This window comes from Desulfoprunum benzoelyticum (genome assembly GCF_014201505.1).
In the GTDB taxonomy this organism is placed as follows: domain Bacteria; phylum Desulfobacterota; class Desulfobulbia; order Desulfobulbales; family Desulfocapsaceae; genus Desulfoprunum; species Desulfoprunum benzoelyticum.
Genome location: NZ_JACHEO010000018.1, coordinates 1 through 17363, shown reverse-complemented (window position 1 = coordinate 17363; position 17363 = coordinate 1). Strand labels below are relative to the sequence as shown.

Sequence of the window (17363 nt, the reverse complement as noted above, 5' to 3'; positions counted from 1 at the left end):
GAGCGGAAAAAATGATAGCCGGGTTACCTGCAACACACGAAGAGTGTCACTACCGTTGCTTCCTCCCGGACCTGGCGGGGTTCGTGATTCTCCGTTGCACAAGGCCCGGCTATCAAACTGAAATCGAAACTGGCGGAGAGGGTGAGATTCGAACTCACGGTACTTGCGTACACACGCGTTCCAGGCGTGCACCTTAAGCCGCTCGGTCACCTCTCCAGGCATCGCATCACTCGACGCAAAGTGGACTCTACTATCTATACGGTCGGATTTGGTTTGGCAATCAAAAAGTCACGGCGGGTGAAAAAAACCGAGACCTGCTGCGGATTCACGCCGACTGGCCGCAATCCCGGCGGTGGCGGAAAAAGTCCCGGAGCAGGGCTGAACACTCAGCTTCGAGGATGCCGGCGGTAATTTCAAGCCGGTGATTGAGCCGGCCGTCGCTGGCGACCCGATAGCACGAAAGAGCGGCCCCGGTCTTGGGGTCGAAGGCGCCGAAGACGAGACGGGTGACCCGGGCATGGATCATCGCCCCCATGCACATGAGGCAGGGCTCGAGCGTGACATAGAGCGTGGTTCCGGCCAGGCGGTAGTTGCCGATCCTGGCGGCGGCCCGGCGGAGCGCCAGGATTTCGGCGTGGGCGGTGGGGTCGCACAGGCTTATCGGACCGTTGCCGGCGGCAGCGATCAGCTGATCTCCAGCCGTAATGACCGCGCCGACCGGGACCTCGCCGCGTTCGGCCGCCGAGCGCGCCTGCTCCAGGGCGAGACGCATCCACTGTTCATCGCCGGGTGGTTGCGGCGAAGACGGACCGGAGGCCCTGCGGCTGTCGACGGTGCTCGGGGGGGTCATGAGTCCCGCCGGAACTGCGCTTCTTTTATTTGCATTCTGTCAGTTTGTCCTGTATAAAAAAAGAAGATGAATTACGATATTGAAATTTTGGATACATTCTCGGTATGGTGAGTATGAATATGATTCTGATCTACGATTCGTCACCACAAACCGCTGCCGCCACGGTCGCCGCCCTCGAGGAGCGATCTGTCCTGACATGTACGCTGGATACCGCCGAATTTCAAGAGCAGATCAACGAGCGCCAGTACGACCTGGTCTTCCTCGATATCGATGCGGTCGAAGAGGAGTCGCTGGGACTGGTGGAGAAGATCCATGGCAGGAATCCGTTCCTGCCGATCATTATCACCAGCAAATCGGAAAGGGTGGATCTGATCGTCAAGGCGATCAACGCCGGCGCCAGCGATTTCCTGGTTCACCCGCTGTCGAAGGAACGGATCAATCTCTCCGTCGACCGGGCCATCGAGATTCGCGACCAGCGCAACGAGATCGCCTATCACCGGCGCCAGCAGGACATTGTCTACGATTTCAACGATGTCATCGCCGAAAGTCCGCAGATGAAGGCAATCCTCAAGAGTCTCGAACGTTTCGCCAAAACCGACTCGACGATCCTGATCACCGGCGACACCGGTACCGGCAAGAGCTTTCTGTCCGGAACGGTGCATTTCAACTCCCCCCGCCGCAAGAAACCTTTCGTCAAGATCAACTGCGCCAACATCCCGGTCGATCTCCTCGAGTCGGAACTGTTCGGCCATGAAAAAGGGGCGTTCACCGGGGCCGACAAGCTGCGTATCGGCCGCTTCGAGCAGGCCACCGGCGGCACGATCTTCCTCGATGAGATCGGTGAGATGAGCATGGGTCTGCAGACCAAACTGCTGCGGGTGCTGGAGGAGAAGTCCTTCGAGAGGGTCGGCGGCAACAGGACGATCCATGCCGATGTCCGCATCATTGCCGCCACCAACAAAGATCTGCTGCAGCAGGTGGAGAAGGGGTTGTTCCGGGAAGATCTGTACTATCGGATCAATGTCCTGCCGGTCCGTCTTCCTCCGCTCAACGAGCGCCGGCAATGCCTGGAGCCCCTGGCCAGGGTTCTGTTGAAAAAGTGCTGTATATCGTTGCGCCGTTATATCCAGGGATTTACCGACGAGGCTTTGGCCCAGATCATTGCCTATGACTGGCCCGGCAATATCCGTCAGATGGCCAACACCATCGAGCGGGCGGTGATCCTCGAGGATTCCGGGCTGATTCATGCCGACAACCTGGCCCTGCCGGCGGCCAGAGGCGGCGCCGTTTCCCCCTCCTTCCCGGGAGCGCCGGTAGCGGATGGTAATGCGGCCGGGATGACGAACTCCCTGGTCAGCCAGGAGCGGGACCTTATCCTCAAGGCACTCGAAGAGTGTCTCTGGGTGCAGAAAAACGCCGCCGCCAAACTGGGAATCAGCCCCCGGGCCCTGAATTACAAGATCAACAAGCTGGGCATCACCCATCCGCACTGGCGCCGCAATGTCGCCCCCGATTTGAGGGAGCATCGCTGATCTGGAGACGGGCGACGCAGCCGGCCGTGCCAGGCCGGAGCGAGGGTGGACCCGCTGCAGGTCGTCAGCGCAGGGAGGCGATAAAGGGGCCGACGGCCTCGGGACCTTCTTCGTCGACGAGGCGGATGGTGCGGGAGCCGATGACCGCCATGTCGGCGCGACCGATCAGGGCGGCGACATCGTCCCTGTTCTGGATCCCGAAACCGACCGCCAGCGGCAGGCTCGTTGCCCGCCGGCAGCGGGCCAGGTACTCGTAGAACTCGCTGCCGAACTCCGATTTCTTCCCCGTCACCCCGCGCCGGGCGGCACAGTAGATGAAGCCGTCGGCCCAGCCGTTCAGTTCCGCCATCCGCTCGTCGGTCGAAGTCGGGGCGATGATCAGGATCGGCGCGATTTCGCGGTCCCTGGCCATCGTCATGAACTCGCCGCCCATCTCCGGCGGCAGGTCGGGGATGATCAGCCCGGTGATTCCCGCCGCTTTCGCCGCTTCGAGAAACCGCTCCTCTCCGTACTTGAAGACAATATTGTAATAGGTCATGAACAGGAAGGGGATGTCGTAGCTGGCCGCCATCTCCCTGCCGAATTCGAGACAGGCGGCGACAGTGGTGCCGGCGGCGAGGCTGTCCTGGTTGGCCTTGAGGATGACCGGGCCGTCGGCCATCGGTTCGGAAAAGGGGATCTGCATCTCGATGCAGTCGACCCCGTTATCGACCATCTGGCGGATGATCCGGCGGTTGACCTCGAACGAGGGATAGCCGAGGACCAGATGGGTCATCAGCAGGATGTCCTTTTCCTTGCGTCGTTTCTTCAGTGTTTCTTCAAGCTGCATGGCTGTCACCTCTATGTCAGGACCGGCGGGAGCGGGCGGCCGGTTATTTCCGGTATTCGTCGGCGCGGGCGATGATGAATTCCTTCCACGACGGGTCGTCGAAGGCATGGGCGATGGTGAAGATGTCCTTGTCGCCGCGGCCCGACATATTGATGATAATAGCCGCATTATTCGGTAGATCGGACGCTTCCTTAAAGGCTTGGACGAAGGCGTGCGACGATTCCAGGGCCGGGATGATGCCTTCGAGGCGCATCGTCAGGTCGAGGGCGGCGATGACCTCGCTGTCGGTGGCCGACTCGAAACGGACCCGTTTTTTGTCGGCGAGATCGGAGAGGATCGGGCTGACCCCGACGTAGTCGAGGCCGGCTGCCACCGAATGGGTCTCGAGCATCTGGCCGTCGTCGTTCTGGAGAAACATCGTCTTGTAGCCCTGGGCGACGCCGGGGCTGGCGTCGCGGCCGCACAGCCGGGCGGCGTGCAGGCCGCTGTCGAGGCCGTGGCCGCCGGCCTCGACCCCGACCAGCTCGACATCATCGTTCAGAAAGCCCTGGAAGACCCCCATGGCGTTGGAACCGCCGCCGACGCAGGCGTAGACCCGGGCCGGCAAGCGGCCGTGCTGCTCGACAATCTGCCGCGCCGCCTCCCGGCCGATGATCGACTGGAACCAGCTCACCATTTCGGGAAAGGGGGCGGGGCCGCAGGCGGTTCCGAAGACGTAGTGGGTGTCGTCGAGGTTGGTGACCCAGTCGCGGAAGGCCTCGTTGATCGCGTCCTTCAGGGTGCGGGAGCCGTCCTTGACCGGGACCACGGTGGCCCCCATCTTCTCCATCCAGAAGACATTCGGCCGCTGCCGCCGGACGTCGACCTCACCCATGTAGATGGTGCAGGCGAACCCGAACTTGGCCGCCATCGTCGCCGTCGCCATGCCGTGCTGGCCGGCGCCGGTCTCGGCGATCACCCGTTTCTTGCCCATCCGCTGCACCAGCAGGCCCTGGCCCATGACGTTGTTGGCCTTGTGGGCCCCGGTGTGGTTGAGGTCCTCACGCTTGATATAGATCTGCGCCCCGCCGAAGTGTCGTGACAGGTTGGCGGCGTAGGTCAGCGGGGTCGGGCGGCAGGAGTAGTTCGCCATCAGAGCGGTGTATTCCTGCCAGAAGGAGGGGTCCTGCCGGGCCTTGTCGTATTCCTCCTGCAGCTGGCGGAAGGTCTGATGCAGCACCTCCGGGATGTAGGCGCCACCCCAATGGCCGAAAAATCCTTTTCTTGTCATAGTATGCTCCAACACGTGCGATCGGCTGCGCCCCTGCCGGCAGTTCATGCGGCCGCTGCGGTCCGGAACCGCGGCAGAAAGGCCGTCATGACTGCGAGGTGGCTTGAAAAACGGAATATACGGGAAGGTAACAGGATATGGATGGGAAGGCTCCGGTTCGTTCCGAATTTTTCCCTGACACCACGATGAGGCGCGGATCGCGCCTGTGGATGCAGCTGTCTGCCAATCTCAGACTGCCCCGGCGGCATTGTGTCTTCCTGGGGCGTTCCCGGAAACGAAGGGTACACCAGGAGCCGTATTTTTCACAAGCAGGAAAACTATGCCGGCACATAATGGCCGGCGTCCGGCACCTGCTGCTCTCTCACCGGGCCGGTGGTTTCAGATCGCCGCAACTGAGGCGGCGCCGGCACACGGCGGCGAAATCCTCGGGATAGTGACCGTTGATATAGCGCAGCTGCGCCTCGCTGAAGGCCCCCGGAGATTCCGGCAACCGGGGCAGAAAGGCGTAGAGCAGCGGCTGGTTGCGATCGTTATCGCCGATCCGCTTCGGATACTCGATCGAAGTGACCATCCGGGCCCCGAGGCCGGCCAGAGTCTTCTGGGCCATCAGGATGCCGGTGTCGAGCGATTCCCTGACGGCGCGGTCGGCCTCGACGATATTGCCGACCGTGCCGCCATCGCTGTCGACCCTGGTCATCAGCTGCAGCTCCCACTGCGAGGTCTGGGCCTTGGGGACGAACAGCAGGCAGTTGGGATCGCTCCAGACGACGAGGTCGCTCTCCAGGTCGCTCCGCCCGTCCATCCGCCGGTTGCCGGCGATCGCCCGCTGGTAGTCGGCGAAGAAATCGCTGCCGCAGTCGCGACGGTACTGGTCGATGACCTCGGCGATCATGTCGCCGCAGCCGAAGGCGGCAAACCGGCCCTCGGAGTGGTTGGGATCGGCGTTGTAGGCGGCCACCGTCGCGGGAAGCATGGCGTACTGCTGGTGCACCTGCTGGTGCGAGGCGTGGAGCCGGTAGCCGGTCGGGGCGTAGTCGAAACCGAAATTCCAGCCCCACAGGGTCGCCGCGGAGGCGGGTGTCCGGCCGGCCCCGAGTTGAGCGCCGATCGCCAGGCGCAGTTGCTCCAGTTCGTCCGGCGCCAGGTTGCGGCGGGCCGTCGGGACCGTCAGGCCCAATTCGGCCGCCAGCCGGACATAGGTCCGCTGGTAGTAGAGGTGGCGCAGGGCCCGCAGGTCATGGTCGCTCAGGTCGGCGACGGCATAGCGGACGGCGTCGTCGGCCATGTTGGCGGCGTAGTGGCCGCCGGCGATATAGGAGTTGCGCCGCAGGTATTCGAAGACATGGGTGGCGCCGTCGGCCGGCCATTCGCCGACGATCTCGCTCCCCCCCTGGGCCCCGGGGCGGACGACCATGATGATCTTGTAGCGGTCGGGCAGCCGGGGGTTGTTGGCGACCGCCTCGAACAGCAGGTGGTCGTGGACCACCGGCCGCAGCGACCCATCCGGCCGCCGGTCGTAGCGCAGGCCGGTCGGCTCGCCGGCGGCGTCAAATTCGAGGGCGCAGCTCAGCCGGGCGAGGCGGATCATGTCTTCCGGGTCGGTCGAGGTCGTCGCCAGGGCCAGCTGCAGCGGCGCCGGCAGGCGGTCGATGATCTCCGGGCCGGTCCCGGCACTGCGGCAGGTGGCGCTCAGTGAGACCGGGACCGGGGCGGCGATCCTGATCCGCCCGGGGTCGCCGGCGCCGGCATCGGCCCATTCCTTGTCGATGTAGGTCGTGCCCTTGAACGGCAGGGGGTTGGGGATCTCGAAGATCCAGTCGGCGCCGTCGACCTCTATGTCACCGGGCGGAAAATTGGCGGCGTTGTTCACCGGCGTGGCATCGTTATCGCTGCCAAGCCGCTCGATCCGGTCGTCGCGGCGGAGGTTGGCGACGGAGTAGGATGGTTTGTGGATGCCGTAGCGGAAACGTCCGGCCGGGGTGACACAGGTTCGCATGAGAGGCATGGGGGCTGGGATGTCGGGCGGTTGGTCGGGAGCGGCCGGGGATCAAGGGCCGCCGGCTGCAGATTGTCGTACCCGGAAAATACCGCAGCGGGCGGGAGAAAGCAAACCAATCCCTTGCTCCGGCCTCAGGGGCGGCAGGCGCGGATCAAGGGGCTGCTTCCCACGGAGAGCCCCCTGTCCGCACGGCACTGCGGTCTAAATTTTCTGCTCGATCCTGGCGAAGCAGGGGATGCACAGTGTCCGGCCGGCAAAGCGGCGGGTCCGCGATTCCATCGTGCTTTCACCGCAGTCCTCGCAGGCAAGGCTCTGCAGCACCCGGGCGGGGCGGGGCGGGGCCTGGTCCAGGGGCTGGATCGCGAACAGCTCGGCGGCGGGCAGGGTCATCATCCGGTTCTGCATCTCGGCCCGCAGGGCCTGGAGGCGCTGCTGTTCCGCTTCGGTCGGCAGCGCTTTGCCCATCAACGCCGCCATCTCCTGATCCAACGCCCCCCGTGCCTGCTGGTTGAACAGCAGGCGCAACCCTTTGCCGTCTTTGCGGTCATAGAACGAGAAGGCCATCTTGCCGTAATCGCGGTGGATCAGATTGCCCTTGCCGAAGGTGCAGCCGGTGAGGAACTGGATGGCGTCGACCCCGCACATGTCGGTCTCGGTGATGCAGACCAGGTCGGCCTGGCCGACGCCGGGCAGTTCCCGGAGGGCGATTTCGGCGGCGCGGATTCCGATGGCCAGGCCGGGGCAACTGTGGCCGTGAAAGGCGATGGTGGCTTCGATGGTCGATGGGTCTATCTGGCAGCTCATGAGGTCTTCCTTGTGGTTGTGGAGTTAATGGACAGCTTCATCTCTGGGGATCACCAGAGGATAACCATTGATGTGGTGAATTTCCACCGCCAAGCCGTAGACAGTCTCGATCATGGCGGCGGTGACCCGGCTGGTCGGGACGTAGCTGTGGATCTCGCCGTCCTTCAGCATCAGGATCGTGTCGGCATAGCGCATCGCCTTGTTGAGGTCGTGCATGGTCATCACCGCGCCGATCCCGTGTTCGTCGACGACCCGGCGGATCAGGCGCATGATCTCGATCTGGTTTTTGAGGTCGAGGGCGCTGGTCGGTTCGTCGAGCAGCAGCAGTCGCGGTTCCTGCACCAGGGCCCGGGCGATGCAGACCTTCTGCAGTTCGCCGCCGCTGAGCTGGTCGATGCGGCGCAGGGTCTTGCCCTCGAGATGGAGGTGACGGAGAGCGGCATCGACGATCTGCAGGTCGCGGGCGGCGGTGCGCCAGCGGATATGGGGCTTGCGGCCCATCAGCACCGCGTCGAAGACGGTGAGGCGGGCGGGCTCGCTTCTCTGGGCGACGTAACCGACGCGGGTGGCGATGTCGTTGGGCCGCATCCGCAGCACGTCCGTGCCCTCCACCAGGATCGCCCCGTCGTGGGGGCGATGGATGGTGTTGATGCACTTGAGCAGGGTGGTCTTACCGACCCCGTTCGGCCCGAGGATCGCCAGGAGCTCGCCGGGGGCGACCTGGAAATCGATGTTCTTCAGGATATCGGTACCGTTATAGGCGAAACGCAGTTGTTGGGTATCAAGGATCATGTGCGACCTCCGCGGACGATCAGCCAGAGGAAAACCGGGGCGCCCATGAAGGCGGTCAGGATCGACACCGGCAGGACGTGGGGAGCGAGCAGCAGGCGGGCGGCGGTGTCGGCGACGAGGAGCAGCAGGGCGCCGCCGAGGCACGAGGCCGGCAGCAGGAAGCGGTGGTCGGCGCCGATGAGGCGGCGGACCATATGCGGCACCACCAGGCCGACAAAGCCGATGATGCCGAGGAAACTGATGATGATCGCGGTCAGGACCGAGGCCAGCATCATCCCGGAGGTCCGCACCCACTCGACCCGGACGCCAAGCCCCCTGGCGGTCTCGTCGCCGGCATCGATGGCGTTGTAGTTCCAGCTGTTGGTAAAAAAGAACAGTGCGACGGCGAGGGTGGCCGCCGCCATGTAGCCCAGTTCCCGCCAGCTGGCGCGGGCGGCGTCGCCGAAGGTCCAGAACACCATCGCCGCCAGTTGGACGTCGTCGGCGAAGAACTGCAGGAACATCGTCCCGGCGGTGAAGAAGGCCCCCAGGGCCACTCCGGTCAGCACCATGACTTCGGGAGTGGTGCCGCGCAGGCGGGCGACGCCGACGATCGCGGCGGCGGCGGCGATGCTGAAGACAAAGGCCGAGGAGGTCGTCAGCCAGGGGTTGGTGATCCGGACCGCCCCGACCGCGGTCGAGGTCATGATGCCGCCGCCCAGCACCATCACCGACAGGGCGGCGCCGAAGGCCGCGGCGTGGGAGATGCCGAGGGTGAAGGGGGAACCGAGGGGGTTGCGGAGAATCGACTGCATCGCCGCTCCGGCCACCGCCAGGCCGGCCCCGGCCACCATGCTGGCCAGGGCCTGGGGCAGGCGGATGTTCCAGACGATGACCTCCGTCTGCCTGGTCGTCTCCATCCCGACCAGGCTCTTGACCACCGCCGGAATCGGGACGTTGGCGGCCCCGAGCGAGACCGCGACGACGAGGGCGGCCGCCAGCATGATCGTCAGGACGATGAGGAAGGCCACCTTGCGCCCGACATAGCGCCGGTATTCCTCGGGTATATGACCGTCGTGGAAGTGCATGTTATCTCAGCGGTACGGGCCGGAACGCCAGATTCCGGAACTGGGCGTTCATCTCGGCGAACACCGGTGTGCCGACCATGAAGGTGTAGATCTGGTCGGCCTTGGCAACCGGGTCGATATCGGTGAAGCGCTCCGGGTAGAGGAGGTGGCCGATGAAATAGGCATCGGCGAAGATTGATTCGAAATTCTGGTTGTACGAGTTGTAGGGCAGCACCCCATAGACTGTGCCGTTCTTGACGGCGGTGAGGGTCTGGTAGGCCGGGTCGGTCCTGAGTTCGTAGAGACCGCCGGCCTGGTCGCCAAACTGCAGGGTCGAGAGATCGAGAAAGAGAACATCGGGGTTCCATTCGACGATCTTTTCTTTGGCGATATCGGTGCTGGTGATCTCCCCAGCCTGCGGATTGGCGTTGTCGGCGAGGTTGCGGGCATTGACGAAGCGGAACGGCGGATAGGTCGGCTCCGTCGACTGCAATCCATGCGGGCCGGCGTAGGCGACCCCGCCGAGATAGACCGATGGTCGCCGCTGCTCCGGGATGTCGGCCGTCCGTTTCTTCAGGTCGGCGATGTGGTCGTCAAGGAACCGGCAGATGGCGACGGCGCGCTGCTGTTTGCCGACGACGTCGGCCATGATGTGCAGCGATCCGTAAAGTTCCTCCTTCATCGTGCCGAGGTTGCCGTATTTCAGGGCCACCACCGGAATGCCGGTTTTGTCCTGCAGGTCCCCGGGCTCCATGCCGACCGTCCCTTTGCCGGTGCCGACCAGCTTGAGGATGACCTGCGGCGCCGGGTCAAGGGTCAGGATCAGCTCGGGGTTGTCCTTGCCGCGGAACTCGCCGAAAACCGGCAGGGACTGGAATTGCGGGTTGGCCATCGCATAGGGGCGGGCATCGAACTGACGCTGCCGCCTTTCGATATCGTCGACCGCCACTGCCATCTCCTGGGCCTGCAGGTAGGTGAGCAGGCGCAGGCAGCCGGAACCGGAGCAGATGACGCGCTCAACCTGGTCCGGGATCTCAACCTTCCTGCCGAGGGCGTCGGTAATCTCCCGCGCGTACGATGCCGGCGCGGCCAGGACGAGGCAACAGCAGAAAAGCACTATTCTGAGGACCATAAAACTCTCGCAGCGTGATGGAAGGGATGATAAGACGAAGCGGTATAAATTATTACGTGCATTGTCACGCTAACCCTTGGCGCAGGTCGTGTCAAGTCAAAGATAGTACAAAAATCGATTTGGTGTTATTTGGCCCGCGACAGAGAGGGCCGCTTGCCGGGGGAAAGGCATGGAACCGGCTCAGGCCAGGGCTTGGCCGGAGGAAAATCGGGGGCGGGGGCGTTTCAGCTTTTGTCCTGCCAGATCGCCAGCGCCTGCTGGTAGATCTGGGAGCGGGACAGGCCGAGGTCGGCGGCCAGCCGGCGGCAGGCATCCTTGAGCGAGAGCCCGGAGTGGTCGCGATACCAGCACAGCAGCTCCTCCATATTGTCGCCTTCCGGAACGCGGGCGGTGCCGGGATGGATGATCACCACCGATTCGCCCTTGTTCTGCCGTTCGGCTGCCAGGGCCTGCAGTTCGCTCAGCGGGGCCTCCCGCAGTTCCTCATACGATTTGCTCAACTCCCGGGCCCACAGGGCCAGGCGGTCGCCGAGGATGTCGAGGGCATCGGCCAGCAGTCCCTCGATGCGTTGCGGCGCTTCGTAGAAAACGAGCGAGTATTCACTCGATATCAGCGAGGTGAGGATTTTCCGGCGCGGCGATTTCTGTGACGGCAGGAAGCCGAGAAAGAGGAAGCTGCCCGGCTCGAGACCGGCGACGGACAAGGCTGTGGTGAGGGCTGACGGCCCGGGCAGCGGGACCATCGGGATTCCGGCCTGCCGGGCCAGCCGCACCAGGACCGCGCCCGGATCGGAGATGCCCGGAGTGCCGGCGTCGCTGACCAGGGCGACGTTCTCCCCCGCCTGCAGCCTGGCGACGATCTCCCTGCCACGATCCATCTCTTTTTCCCGGTAGTAGCTGAGCAGGCGGGTATGAATGGCGAAGTGGTTGAGCAGCTTGCGGGTGTGGCGGGTGTCCTCGGCGGCGATCAGGTCGACCTCCTTGAGGATCCGCAGGGCGCGGAGGGTGATGTCCTCGAGGTTGCCGATCGGGGTGGCGACGATGTAGAGCGTCCCGGCTGCCGTGTTTTCAGGTGGCTGCATGATGTGTCGGGGGAAGAGGGAGAAGCGAGCTTCTGAGGACCAAAATCGCGGCCATTATGATCAATCCGCCGGGAAAATGCATCTCCTTTCTTGACAGCGGCCTGGCGTTATCTAATATATGAGCAGATAGTCATATAGTGATGACAAAGGAGACAGGACGATGGAACATGACGTCTGCGGCAGCCGGATCATCCATCCGCACAAGATCGCCGCGGCCAGGGAGAATGCCCTGCCGGCGACGGAAATCGCGGATCTGAGCCAGATATTCAAGGCCCTTGCCGATCCCAGCCGGCTGCGGCTGCTGTACGCCCTGACTCGGGAAGAGATGTGTGTCTGCGATCTCTCCGCCCTGCTGGAGATCAGCGAATCGGCGGTCAGCCATCAGCTCAGGCTGCTGCGGAACCTGCAGATCGTGGCCAACAGGCGGGAGGGAACGGTGTTGTATTATCGGCTCAAGGACCATCATGTCTCCGAGTTGATCGCACTGGCGCTGGAGCACCTGCGCGAGGGGTGAGCGGAAGATGTGCCGTGAGTTTCAGAATAACCAGAAGATTTCGTAGGTGTACAGCATGATTCAAGAAAGTGTTCGATTCGCAATTGCCATTGCGGCGGCGGCCTGGGATATCCTGCTCGATTCCTCTATCTACATCCTGTTCGGCATCGTCGTGGCGGGGCTGGTGAAGGTTGTCCTCAACCCCGGAACCGTTGCCAGCCATCTCGGCCGGGGCCGGTTCCTCCCGGTCGTCAAGGCCGCCTTTTTCGGGGTCCCGCTGCCGCTCTGATCGTGTGGCGTGCTGCCGGCGGCGGCATCCCTCAAAAAGCAGGGGGCGAACCGGGGGGCGGTCTCCGCCTTCCTGATCTCGACCCCGGAGTCCGGTATCGATTCGATCTTCATCACCTACGCCCTGCTCGATCCGATCATGACGATCGTCCGGCCGATTTCCGCTTTTATCACCGCAGTTACAGCAGGATGGACAGAAAACCTGATGCACCGTCCGAACGATAGCGGCCCGCTCCAAGTCGACCGCAGCTGCCCGGTCGACAACTGCTGCGACGGTGTCGACTGCCCCGACGAGGTGCACCGGCGCCATCACCGGCCGGGCGAAAAGATCGCCGCCGGTCTGCGGTTCGCCGTCACCGACGTCTGGGGCGATATCGTCGGCTGGTTCGCTGTCGGCCTGCTGCTCGCCGCCGTCATCACCGTCCTGATCCCCGACGATTTCATGGCCCGCTGGCTGGGCGGCGGCATCACCTCGATGCTTGTCATGCTCGTCATCGGCATCCCGCTCTATATCTGCGCCAGCGCCTCGACCCCGATCGCCGCGGCCTTGATTCTGAAGGGCGTCAGCCCCGGGGCCGCCCTGGTCTTTCTCCTCGCCGGCCCCGCCACCAACGTCACCTCGCTGACGGTTCTGGTCGGCCTTCTCGGCAAGCGGGGGACCCTGCGCTATCTGCTGGTGCTCGCCGTCTGCACGGTGGCCTTCGGCCTGCTGGTCGATCAACTCTATGCCTTTCTCGGCATCGTCCCGGCCGCGGTTATCGGCGAGGCGGCCGAACTGGTGCCGGAATGGCTGCAGTACACCGGTGTGGCGGTTCTGCTGCTGATATCGGTCAAGCCGCTGGCAGCCACCTTCCATCGCAAGTCAGCCGGTCCGAAGGGAGAGACCACCTTTCACAGCGGTTTTCCGATTGCACCGGCTGCCGGACCGAAAAAAGGCGAAGGCTCTTCCTGTCCGCCATCCTGCGGTTGCGGGCACTGAGGGAGATCCGCTATTTGAGCGCCGGACCGCATTGTCTATTTGTAAAACTTTTGTCGACCATGTATGAAGAAGGAGGTTGTTGTCTCTCTTGATCAATCCATGCATTGGGCGAAAAAATGAATAAACATATCGGTATATTGACAGCTGGGGGTGACAGCCCCGGGCTGAACGCGGCGATCAGGGCGATCGGCAAGACGGCGCTCGGTACGGGACGGATGGATATCGTCGGTTTCCGCGACGGTTTCCGCGGCCTGCTGGAAAACCGGACGATGCGCCTCGACCGCGAAGGGTTGTCCTCGATCCTGACCCTCGGCGGCACCATCCTCGGCACCAGCCGCGACAAGCCCCACAAGATGCCCATCGGCGGCGAGATCATGGACATGACCGAGGTCATCTGCGAAAACTACCGGCGCCACAACCTCGACGCCCTGATCTGCATCGGCGGCGGCGGCACCCAGAAGAACGCCTTCCGCCTGGCCCAGAAGGGCCTCAATATCATGACCCTGCCGAAGACCATCGACAAGGATGTCGGCATGACCGACCTGACCTTCGGCTTCCACACGGCGATGGAGATCGCCACCGAGGCCATCGACCGCTTGCACTCGACCGCCCACAGCCATCACCGGATCATCGTCGTCGAGGTCATGGGCCACAACGCCGGCTGGCTGGCCCTTGGCGCCGGACTGGCCGGCGGCGCCGACGTCATCCTGATTCCGGAGATCCCCTACGACCCGTTCAAGGTGGCCCAGGCCATCCGCCTGCGTCAGCAGCGGGGCACCAACTTCAGTATCGTCGCGGTGGCGGAAGGGGCCCTGTCGAGTGATGATCACAAGAAGTACCAGACCCTGAAAAAGAACAAGACCAAGGCCAAGGAAGACAAGAACCCCAAGGCCGACAAGAAGGCCTCCGATGCCCTGCGGGAATTCGATCTGTACCGCAGCACCAACACGCTCAAACTCAGCCGCCTGCTCGAGGAGATGACCGGTCTCGAGTCGCGGATCACCATCCTCGGCCACCTGCAGCGGGGTGGAACGCCCAGCGCCGCCGACCGGGTCCTGGCCACCCGGCTCGGCAGCGCCTGTGTCGGCTATATCGAACAGGGGCTGACCGGGATGATGATCGCCGTCCGCGGCGAGGGCACCGAACCGATTCCGCTCGACCAGGTCGTCGGCCGGCGTTCGACCGTGCCGCTCGACCACTGCTGGGTCAGCAGCGCCAGGAACGTCGGGACCTGTCTCGGCGACTGAGGCGGGTCCTTCCTTGCCACTCACCTGATGTTCGAGCCGACCGGATCCCGGTCGGCTCGATTCATTTCATCTGCAGAAAATCGATCAGTATCTGCCGCTCGGCCGCCGTCGGCACGACATAATCGCGCTGCGCAGGCGGCTCCGACCGCTGTCCGAGACCCTGGTAGCCGGCATTCCACAGCAGAAAGATGCTGCCCATCTCGCCGGCGCGGCGTTGCACCCCGGCCAGGTCGGTCAGCGGCAGCCAGGGGAGGAAGGCCGGCGTTGCGCCGGGGAAGGCGTAGGTGCAGCCGTCGTTGGAGACGACGCCGTCTTGAACGGTGAAGTCGGTCGCGGCGGCATGGTGGTGCTCTTCGAGGAAACAATCGCCCGGCACCTGCCCCTCGTTGCCGGGCCAGCAACTGACGCAGGGATTGCGGCCCAGCCGCACCGCCACTTCCGGCGGCAGAGATTTTTTCACCAGATCGGCCATCGCCGCGAAACTCCGGTTGCTCTGGTTATCCTCGAGCTGCGGGACGATGCAGGCCTGGCCGCCGGCCTTGCCGATCTGGACCAGCAGCGGCGCCAGCCTTTCGACCAACGCCTGGAACGTTTGGCGGAAATGTAGGTCGTCAAGTATCTGCCGGCGGAAGGTCTCGGGGGCCAGGCGGGAACCGAACCCATCCAGCCCATGTCCTTTCGAGTGCCGTGCCGCCGGCCCGTTGGCGAGGTAGAACAGGACGTGGGCGATCCGGCCGCCCTGGCTGTATTTGTCCACCAGTGCGGCCAGATACTCGGGGTCCCAGCCGAAATCGCCGCTGCACAGGATGTTCATGGCCGGGCGGCGGATCCGGCTGGCGACGACGATGTCGGTCAAGGCCTCGATCTGCTTTCTCGCCTGCGGCTGGCAGGCGTGGAGCAGGGCGAGACCGCGGGGGGGAAGGTCGATCAGTTGTTCAATCATGGAACGCTCCTTGCGGCGGGTTGGTTGCTTTTTAATCTGTCTGCCGATTCGATGCCAACCGCATCTGTTGTATCTCTTCATAGCGGAAGCAGTCGACCAGGTGGTCGTTGACCATGCCGACGCTCTGCATCAGGGCGTAGCAGACCGTCGAGCCGACGAAGTTGAAGCCCCGCTTTTTCAGGTCCCGGCTCATCGCCTCGGACTGGCCGGTGCGGGCCGGGATCTCCGTCATCGTCCGCCAGGCGTTGTCAATCGGACGCCCGTCGACGAAGCGCCACAGGTAGGCGGCGAATGAGCCGAATTCCTCCTGGATGGTCAGCACGCCGCGGGCGTTGCGGATGGCCGAATCGATCTTCAGGCGGTTGCGGACGATGCCGGCATCGGTCATCAGGCGCCCGCGGTCGGTGTCGGTGAAGGCGGCGACCCTGTCGATGGCGAACCCGGCAAAGGCCCGGCGGTACTGCTCGCGCTTTCTCAGGATCGTCAACCAGCTCAGTCCGGCCTGCGCCCCTTCGAGGACCAGCATCTCGAACAGTCGCCGGTCGTCATGCACCGGCACCCCCCATTCCCGGTCGTGATAGTCGCGATACAGCGGGTCGCTGCCGCACCACGGGCACCGGGTCATGCCGTCTTCGCCGGGACTGCTGATATCCGTCATCGTTCTTCAGGGGGCTGGAACATCCTGCCGCTCATGCCAGCATGGCGCCGAGGGCGCGGCCGTAATCCTGGCAGGCCTTCATGCTCTGGTCGGAATCGAGGGTGCTTTCCTTCAGGTTCAAGGGACCGAGGGCGCTCATCCGCATCGAAAAGACGAACTCCATCGTGTCGAAGATGATCCCGGGCGCCTCGCCGCTGTGGGTGCTCGAGCCGAAGGCGCCGCCGGCCTTGCCTTTGAGCGGGGCTTTTTGAGCCATGAAGAGGAAGGTCTTGAAATTTTCGGTCATGTGTTTGTGGTAGGTCGGGCAGCCGAAGATGTAGCCGTCGTAGCCCTCGAGGTCCCTTTCGCTCTTGATCGCCATGATCTTCCTGAGCTCGACGGCATTGCCGCTCAGACGCACCCCCTCGGCAATGTATTCCGCCATGATATCGGTATTGCCGGTCCTGCTGTAATACGCGATCAGCACCTTTTTCATGTGAAACCTCCATGTTGGCGGTGGGCACGGCATGACGCCGTGCAGTGATGGGTCGCTGGCCTTGCCTTCAGCCTACCGGAAGGAATGACGATTTACAAGGCGCAGCGGTGGGGTGGGGGAAATGTTTCAGGCAGGGTTTCGGAGCGGGGAACGACTGGGGAAAAGATGAGGTTGCTGGTGGTGTTTGAAACGCAAGGCGTGAAGCTGGAGATTTGGATGTTGCTGCCCTTCGAGAAGCGGTAGTATCTCAACAGCCGACCAAACGGGAAGTTGATGTATTATAGGGTGAGGACGGACAGGCCGCTGCGGCAACCCCCGCGCTGTATGGCGATTAACGATCCGCAGCTCAATCGCCATAACCGTGAATTAATATCATACACGACAACGTAAGGAGTTTCAATCCACGCCCCCCGCGCGGGGGGCGACGGAGAACGACCTGGCGAAGATGAAGGAAGAAAACGTTTCAATCCACGCCCCCCGCGCGGGGGGCGACGCAACCCCCGAGGTGCAGGCCAAACCCGCCAAAAAGTTTCAATCCACGCCCCCCGCGCGGGGGGCGACCCAGCCGCTGCATGGTCCCGCACTGCGGGCAGGGGTTTCAATCCACGCCCCCCGCGCGGGGGGCGACACCATGTTGCCTTGGCTTCCGCCTCCTTTTCCCGGTTTCAATCCACGCCCCCCGCGCGGGGGGCGACCTGAATTCGTGCGATCGGTGGTCAAGGTATACTGTTTCAATCCACGCCCCCCGCGCGGGGGGCGACCCGCTATCCGCTATCAGGCGGAGGCGATCTTGATGTTTCAATCCACGCCCCCCGCGCGGGGGGCGACTGATCCGGGTTGCCGGGATACGGTATCCGTCAAAATAACCGCATCTGTTTTTCCCTGCACTGAGCTGTCATAGTGGGACCACCTTTTATCATGGAGGAGCTTCACTATGAACATTG

The 17363-nt window shown here is 63.5% G+C and carries 17 protein-coding genes, 1 tRNA gene, 1 other RNA gene and 1 CRISPR repeat array; of the genes, 5 read left to right on the top strand and 14 right to left on the bottom strand.

Going from position 1 to position 17363, the window contains the following annotated elements; all coding sequences use genetic code 11:
* Window positions 1–13 precede the first annotated feature (13 nt).
* The 3 genes from ffs to tadA all read right to left on the bottom strand — a co-directional run bounded on the left by ffs (window position 14) and on the right by tadA (window position 850).
* Window positions 14–111: signal recognition particle sRNA small type (gene ffs / locus HNQ81_RS13495), an RNA gene on the bottom strand.
* A 19-nt stretch (window positions 112–130) separates the two neighbouring features.
* Window positions 131–216 (bottom strand) — tRNA-Ser (locus HNQ81_RS13490).
* A 109-nt stretch (window positions 217–325) separates the two neighbouring features.
* Window positions 326–850, bottom strand: coding sequence for a tRNA adenosine(34) deaminase TadA (gene tadA, locus HNQ81_RS13485; RefSeq protein WP_183351830.1), 525 nt, complete (start codon window positions 848–850; stop codon window positions 326–328).
* A 113-nt stretch (window positions 851–963) separates the two neighbouring features.
* Here tadA and HNQ81_RS13480 point away from each other — a divergent pair, with 113 nt between their 5' ends.
* Window positions 964–2382 carry a sigma-54-dependent transcriptional regulator gene (locus tag HNQ81_RS13480; RefSeq protein ID WP_183351829.1) on the top strand — a complete coding sequence of 473 codons (1419 nt, stop codon included), beginning with the start codon at window positions 964–966 and terminating at the stop codon, window positions 2380–2382.
* Between the two features lie 64 nt (window positions 2383–2446).
* On the opposite strand, the gene trpA is transcribed toward HNQ81_RS13480, so the two are convergent.
* The 8 genes from trpA to rsmI all read right to left on the bottom strand — a co-directional run bounded on the left by trpA (window position 2447) and on the right by rsmI (window position 11336).
* Window positions 2447–3211 (bottom strand): tryptophan synthase subunit alpha, encoded by a 765-nt coding sequence (trpA, locus tag HNQ81_RS13475; RefSeq protein ID WP_183351828.1) that lies wholly within the window; start codon window positions 3209–3211, stop codon window positions 2447–2449.
* A gap of 43 nt (window positions 3212–3254) precedes the next feature.
* Complete coding sequence (trpB, locus tag HNQ81_RS13470) at window positions 3255–4481, bottom strand: tryptophan synthase subunit beta (RefSeq protein WP_183351827.1); 1227 nt, start codon at window positions 4479–4481, stop codon at window positions 3255–3257.
* A 361-nt stretch (window positions 4482–4842) separates the two neighbouring features.
* Window positions 4843–6477: a hypothetical protein gene (locus HNQ81_RS13465; protein ID WP_183351826.1), complete on the bottom strand. Its 1635-nt coding sequence runs from the start codon at window positions 6475–6477 to the stop codon at window positions 4843–4845.
* Window positions 6478–6681: 204 nt separating this feature from the next.
* Window positions 6682–7284 (bottom strand): FmdE family protein, encoded by a 603-nt coding sequence (locus HNQ81_RS13460; protein WP_183351825.1) that lies wholly within the window; start codon window positions 7282–7284, stop codon window positions 6682–6684.
* Window positions 7285–7308: 24 nt separating this feature from the next.
* The gene (locus tag HNQ81_RS13455) at window positions 7309–8076 is read right to left on the bottom strand and encodes an ABC transporter ATP-binding protein (protein WP_183351824.1); all 768 of its coding nucleotides are present in this window, start codon (window positions 8074–8076) and stop codon (window positions 7309–7311) included.
* The gene (locus HNQ81_RS13450) at window positions 8073–9143 is read right to left on the bottom strand and encodes a FecCD family ABC transporter permease (protein WP_183351823.1); all 1071 of its coding nucleotides are present in this window, start codon (window positions 9141–9143) and stop codon (window positions 8073–8075) included. Before HNQ81_RS13450 ends, HNQ81_RS13455 begins: the two co-directional genes overlap by 4 nt.
* Before the next feature lies 1 nt (window position 9144).
* A complete protein-coding gene (locus HNQ81_RS13445) occupies window positions 9145–10254 on the bottom strand; it encodes an iron ABC transporter substrate-binding protein (RefSeq protein ID WP_183351822.1) in 1110 nt (369 codons plus the stop codon).
* Between the two features lie 224 nt (window positions 10255–10478).
* Window positions 10479–11336: a 16S rRNA (cytidine(1402)-2'-O)-methyltransferase gene (gene rsmI / locus HNQ81_RS13440; RefSeq protein ID WP_183351821.1), complete on the bottom strand. Its 858-nt coding sequence runs from the start codon at window positions 11334–11336 to the stop codon at window positions 10479–10481.
* A 160-nt stretch (window positions 11337–11496) separates the two neighbouring features.
* Between rsmI and HNQ81_RS13435 the strand changes: the two genes are divergently transcribed.
* From HNQ81_RS13435 to HNQ81_RS13425, 3 genes are all read left to right on the top strand, one after another.
* A complete protein-coding gene (locus HNQ81_RS13435; protein WP_183351820.1) occupies window positions 11497–11850 on the top strand; it encodes an ArsR/SmtB family transcription factor in 354 nt (117 codons plus the stop codon).
* A 55-nt stretch (window positions 11851–11905) separates the two neighbouring features.
* Window positions 11906–13096 (top strand): SO_0444 family Cu/Zn efflux transporter, encoded by a 1191-nt coding sequence (locus HNQ81_RS13430; RefSeq protein WP_183351819.1) that lies wholly within the window; start codon window positions 11906–11908, stop codon window positions 13094–13096.
* Window positions 13097–13212: 116 nt separating this feature from the next.
* Window positions 13213–14343, top strand: a complete 1131-nt coding sequence (locus tag HNQ81_RS13425; RefSeq protein ID WP_183351818.1) for a 6-phosphofructokinase — start codon at window positions 13213–13215, stop codon at window positions 14341–14343.
* Between the two features lie 61 nt (window positions 14344–14404).
* Here the strand turns inward: HNQ81_RS13425 and HNQ81_RS13420 are convergent, their stop codons facing one another.
* The 3 genes from HNQ81_RS13420 to HNQ81_RS13410 are packed head-to-tail and all read right to left on the bottom strand — an operon-like array spanning window position 14405 to window position 16419.
* The gene (locus HNQ81_RS13420; RefSeq protein WP_183351817.1) at window positions 14405–15286 is read right to left on the bottom strand and encodes a hypothetical protein; all 882 of its coding nucleotides are present in this window, start codon (window positions 15284–15286) and stop codon (window positions 14405–14407) included.
* A gap of 31 nt (window positions 15287–15317) precedes the next feature.
* A complete protein-coding gene (locus tag HNQ81_RS13415) occupies window positions 15318–15944 on the bottom strand; it encodes a DNA-3-methyladenine glycosylase I (RefSeq protein WP_240191843.1) in 627 nt (208 codons plus the stop codon).
* 31 nt (window positions 15945–15975) lie between these two features.
* On the bottom strand, window positions 15976–16419 hold the full coding sequence (locus HNQ81_RS13410; protein ID WP_183351816.1) for a flavodoxin family protein: 444 nt from the start codon (window positions 16417–16419) through the stop codon (window positions 15976–15978).
* An 84-nt stretch (window positions 16420–16503) separates the two neighbouring features.
* On the opposite strand from HNQ81_RS13410, the gene HNQ81_RS13405 reads away from it, so the two are divergent.
* Entirely contained in the window at window positions 16504–16662 is a 159-nt protein-coding gene (locus HNQ81_RS13405) for a hypothetical protein (protein ID WP_183351815.1), read from the top strand.
* Between the two features lie 150 nt (window positions 16663–16812).
* A CRISPR array of direct repeats spans window positions 16813–17247; the repeat unit is 33 nt; unit sequence GTTTCAATCCACGCCCCCCGCGCGGGGGGCGAC.
* Window positions 17248–17363 lie beyond the last annotated feature (116 nt).

Excerpts from the sequence above, each read along its gene's own strand:
- tadA (WP_183351830.1), bottom strand. The coding sequence starts at position 850 with ATGACCCCCCCGAGCACCGTCGACAGCCGCAGGGCCTCCGGTCCGTCT.
- HNQ81_RS13480 (WP_183351829.1), top strand. The coding sequence starts at position 964 with ATGAATATGATTCTGATCTACGATTCGTCACCACAAACCGCTGCCGCC.
- trpA (WP_183351828.1), bottom strand. The coding sequence starts at position 3,211 with ATGCAGCTTGAAGAAACACTGAAGAAACGACGCAAGGAAAAGGACATC.
- trpB (WP_183351827.1), bottom strand. The coding sequence starts at position 4,481 with ATGACAAGAAAAGGATTTTTCGGCCATTGGGGTGGCGCCTACATCCCG.
- HNQ81_RS13465 (WP_183351826.1), bottom strand. The coding sequence starts at position 6,477 with ATGCGAACCTGTGTCACCCCGGCCGGACGTTTCCGCTACGGCATCCAC.
- HNQ81_RS13460 (WP_183351825.1), bottom strand. The coding sequence starts at position 7,284 with ATGAGCTGCCAGATAGACCCATCGACCATCGAAGCCACCATCGCCTTT.
- HNQ81_RS13455 (WP_183351824.1), bottom strand. The coding sequence starts at position 8,076 with ATGATCCTTGATACCCAACAACTGCGTTTCGCCTATAACGGTACCGAT.
- HNQ81_RS13450 (WP_183351823.1), bottom strand. The coding sequence starts at position 9,143 with ATGCACTTCCACGACGGTCATATACCCGAGGAATACCGGCGCTATGTC.
- HNQ81_RS13445 (WP_183351822.1), bottom strand. The coding sequence starts at position 10,254 with ATGGTCCTCAGAATAGTGCTTTTCTGCTGTTGCCTCGTCCTGGCCGCG.
- rsmI (WP_183351821.1), bottom strand. The coding sequence starts at position 11,336 with ATGCAGCCACCTGAAAACACGGCAGCCGGGACGCTCTACATCGTCGCC.
- HNQ81_RS13435 (WP_183351820.1), top strand. The coding sequence starts at position 11,497 with ATGGAACATGACGTCTGCGGCAGCCGGATCATCCATCCGCACAAGATC.
- HNQ81_RS13425 (WP_183351818.1), top strand. The coding sequence starts at position 13,213 with ATGAATAAACATATCGGTATATTGACAGCTGGGGGTGACAGCCCCGGG.
- HNQ81_RS13420 (WP_183351817.1), bottom strand. The coding sequence starts at position 15,286 with ATGATTGAACAACTGATCGACCTTCCCCCCCGCGGTCTCGCCCTGCTC.
- HNQ81_RS13415 (WP_240191843.1), bottom strand. The coding sequence starts at position 15,944 with ATGACGGATATCAGCAGTCCCGGCGAAGACGGCATGACCCGGTGCCCG.
- HNQ81_RS13410 (WP_183351816.1), bottom strand. The coding sequence starts at position 16,419 with ATGAAAAAGGTGCTGATCGCGTATTACAGCAGGACCGGCAATACCGAT.
- HNQ81_RS13405 (WP_183351815.1), top strand. The coding sequence starts at position 16,504 with ATGACGATTTACAAGGCGCAGCGGTGGGGTGGGGGAAATGTTTCAGGC.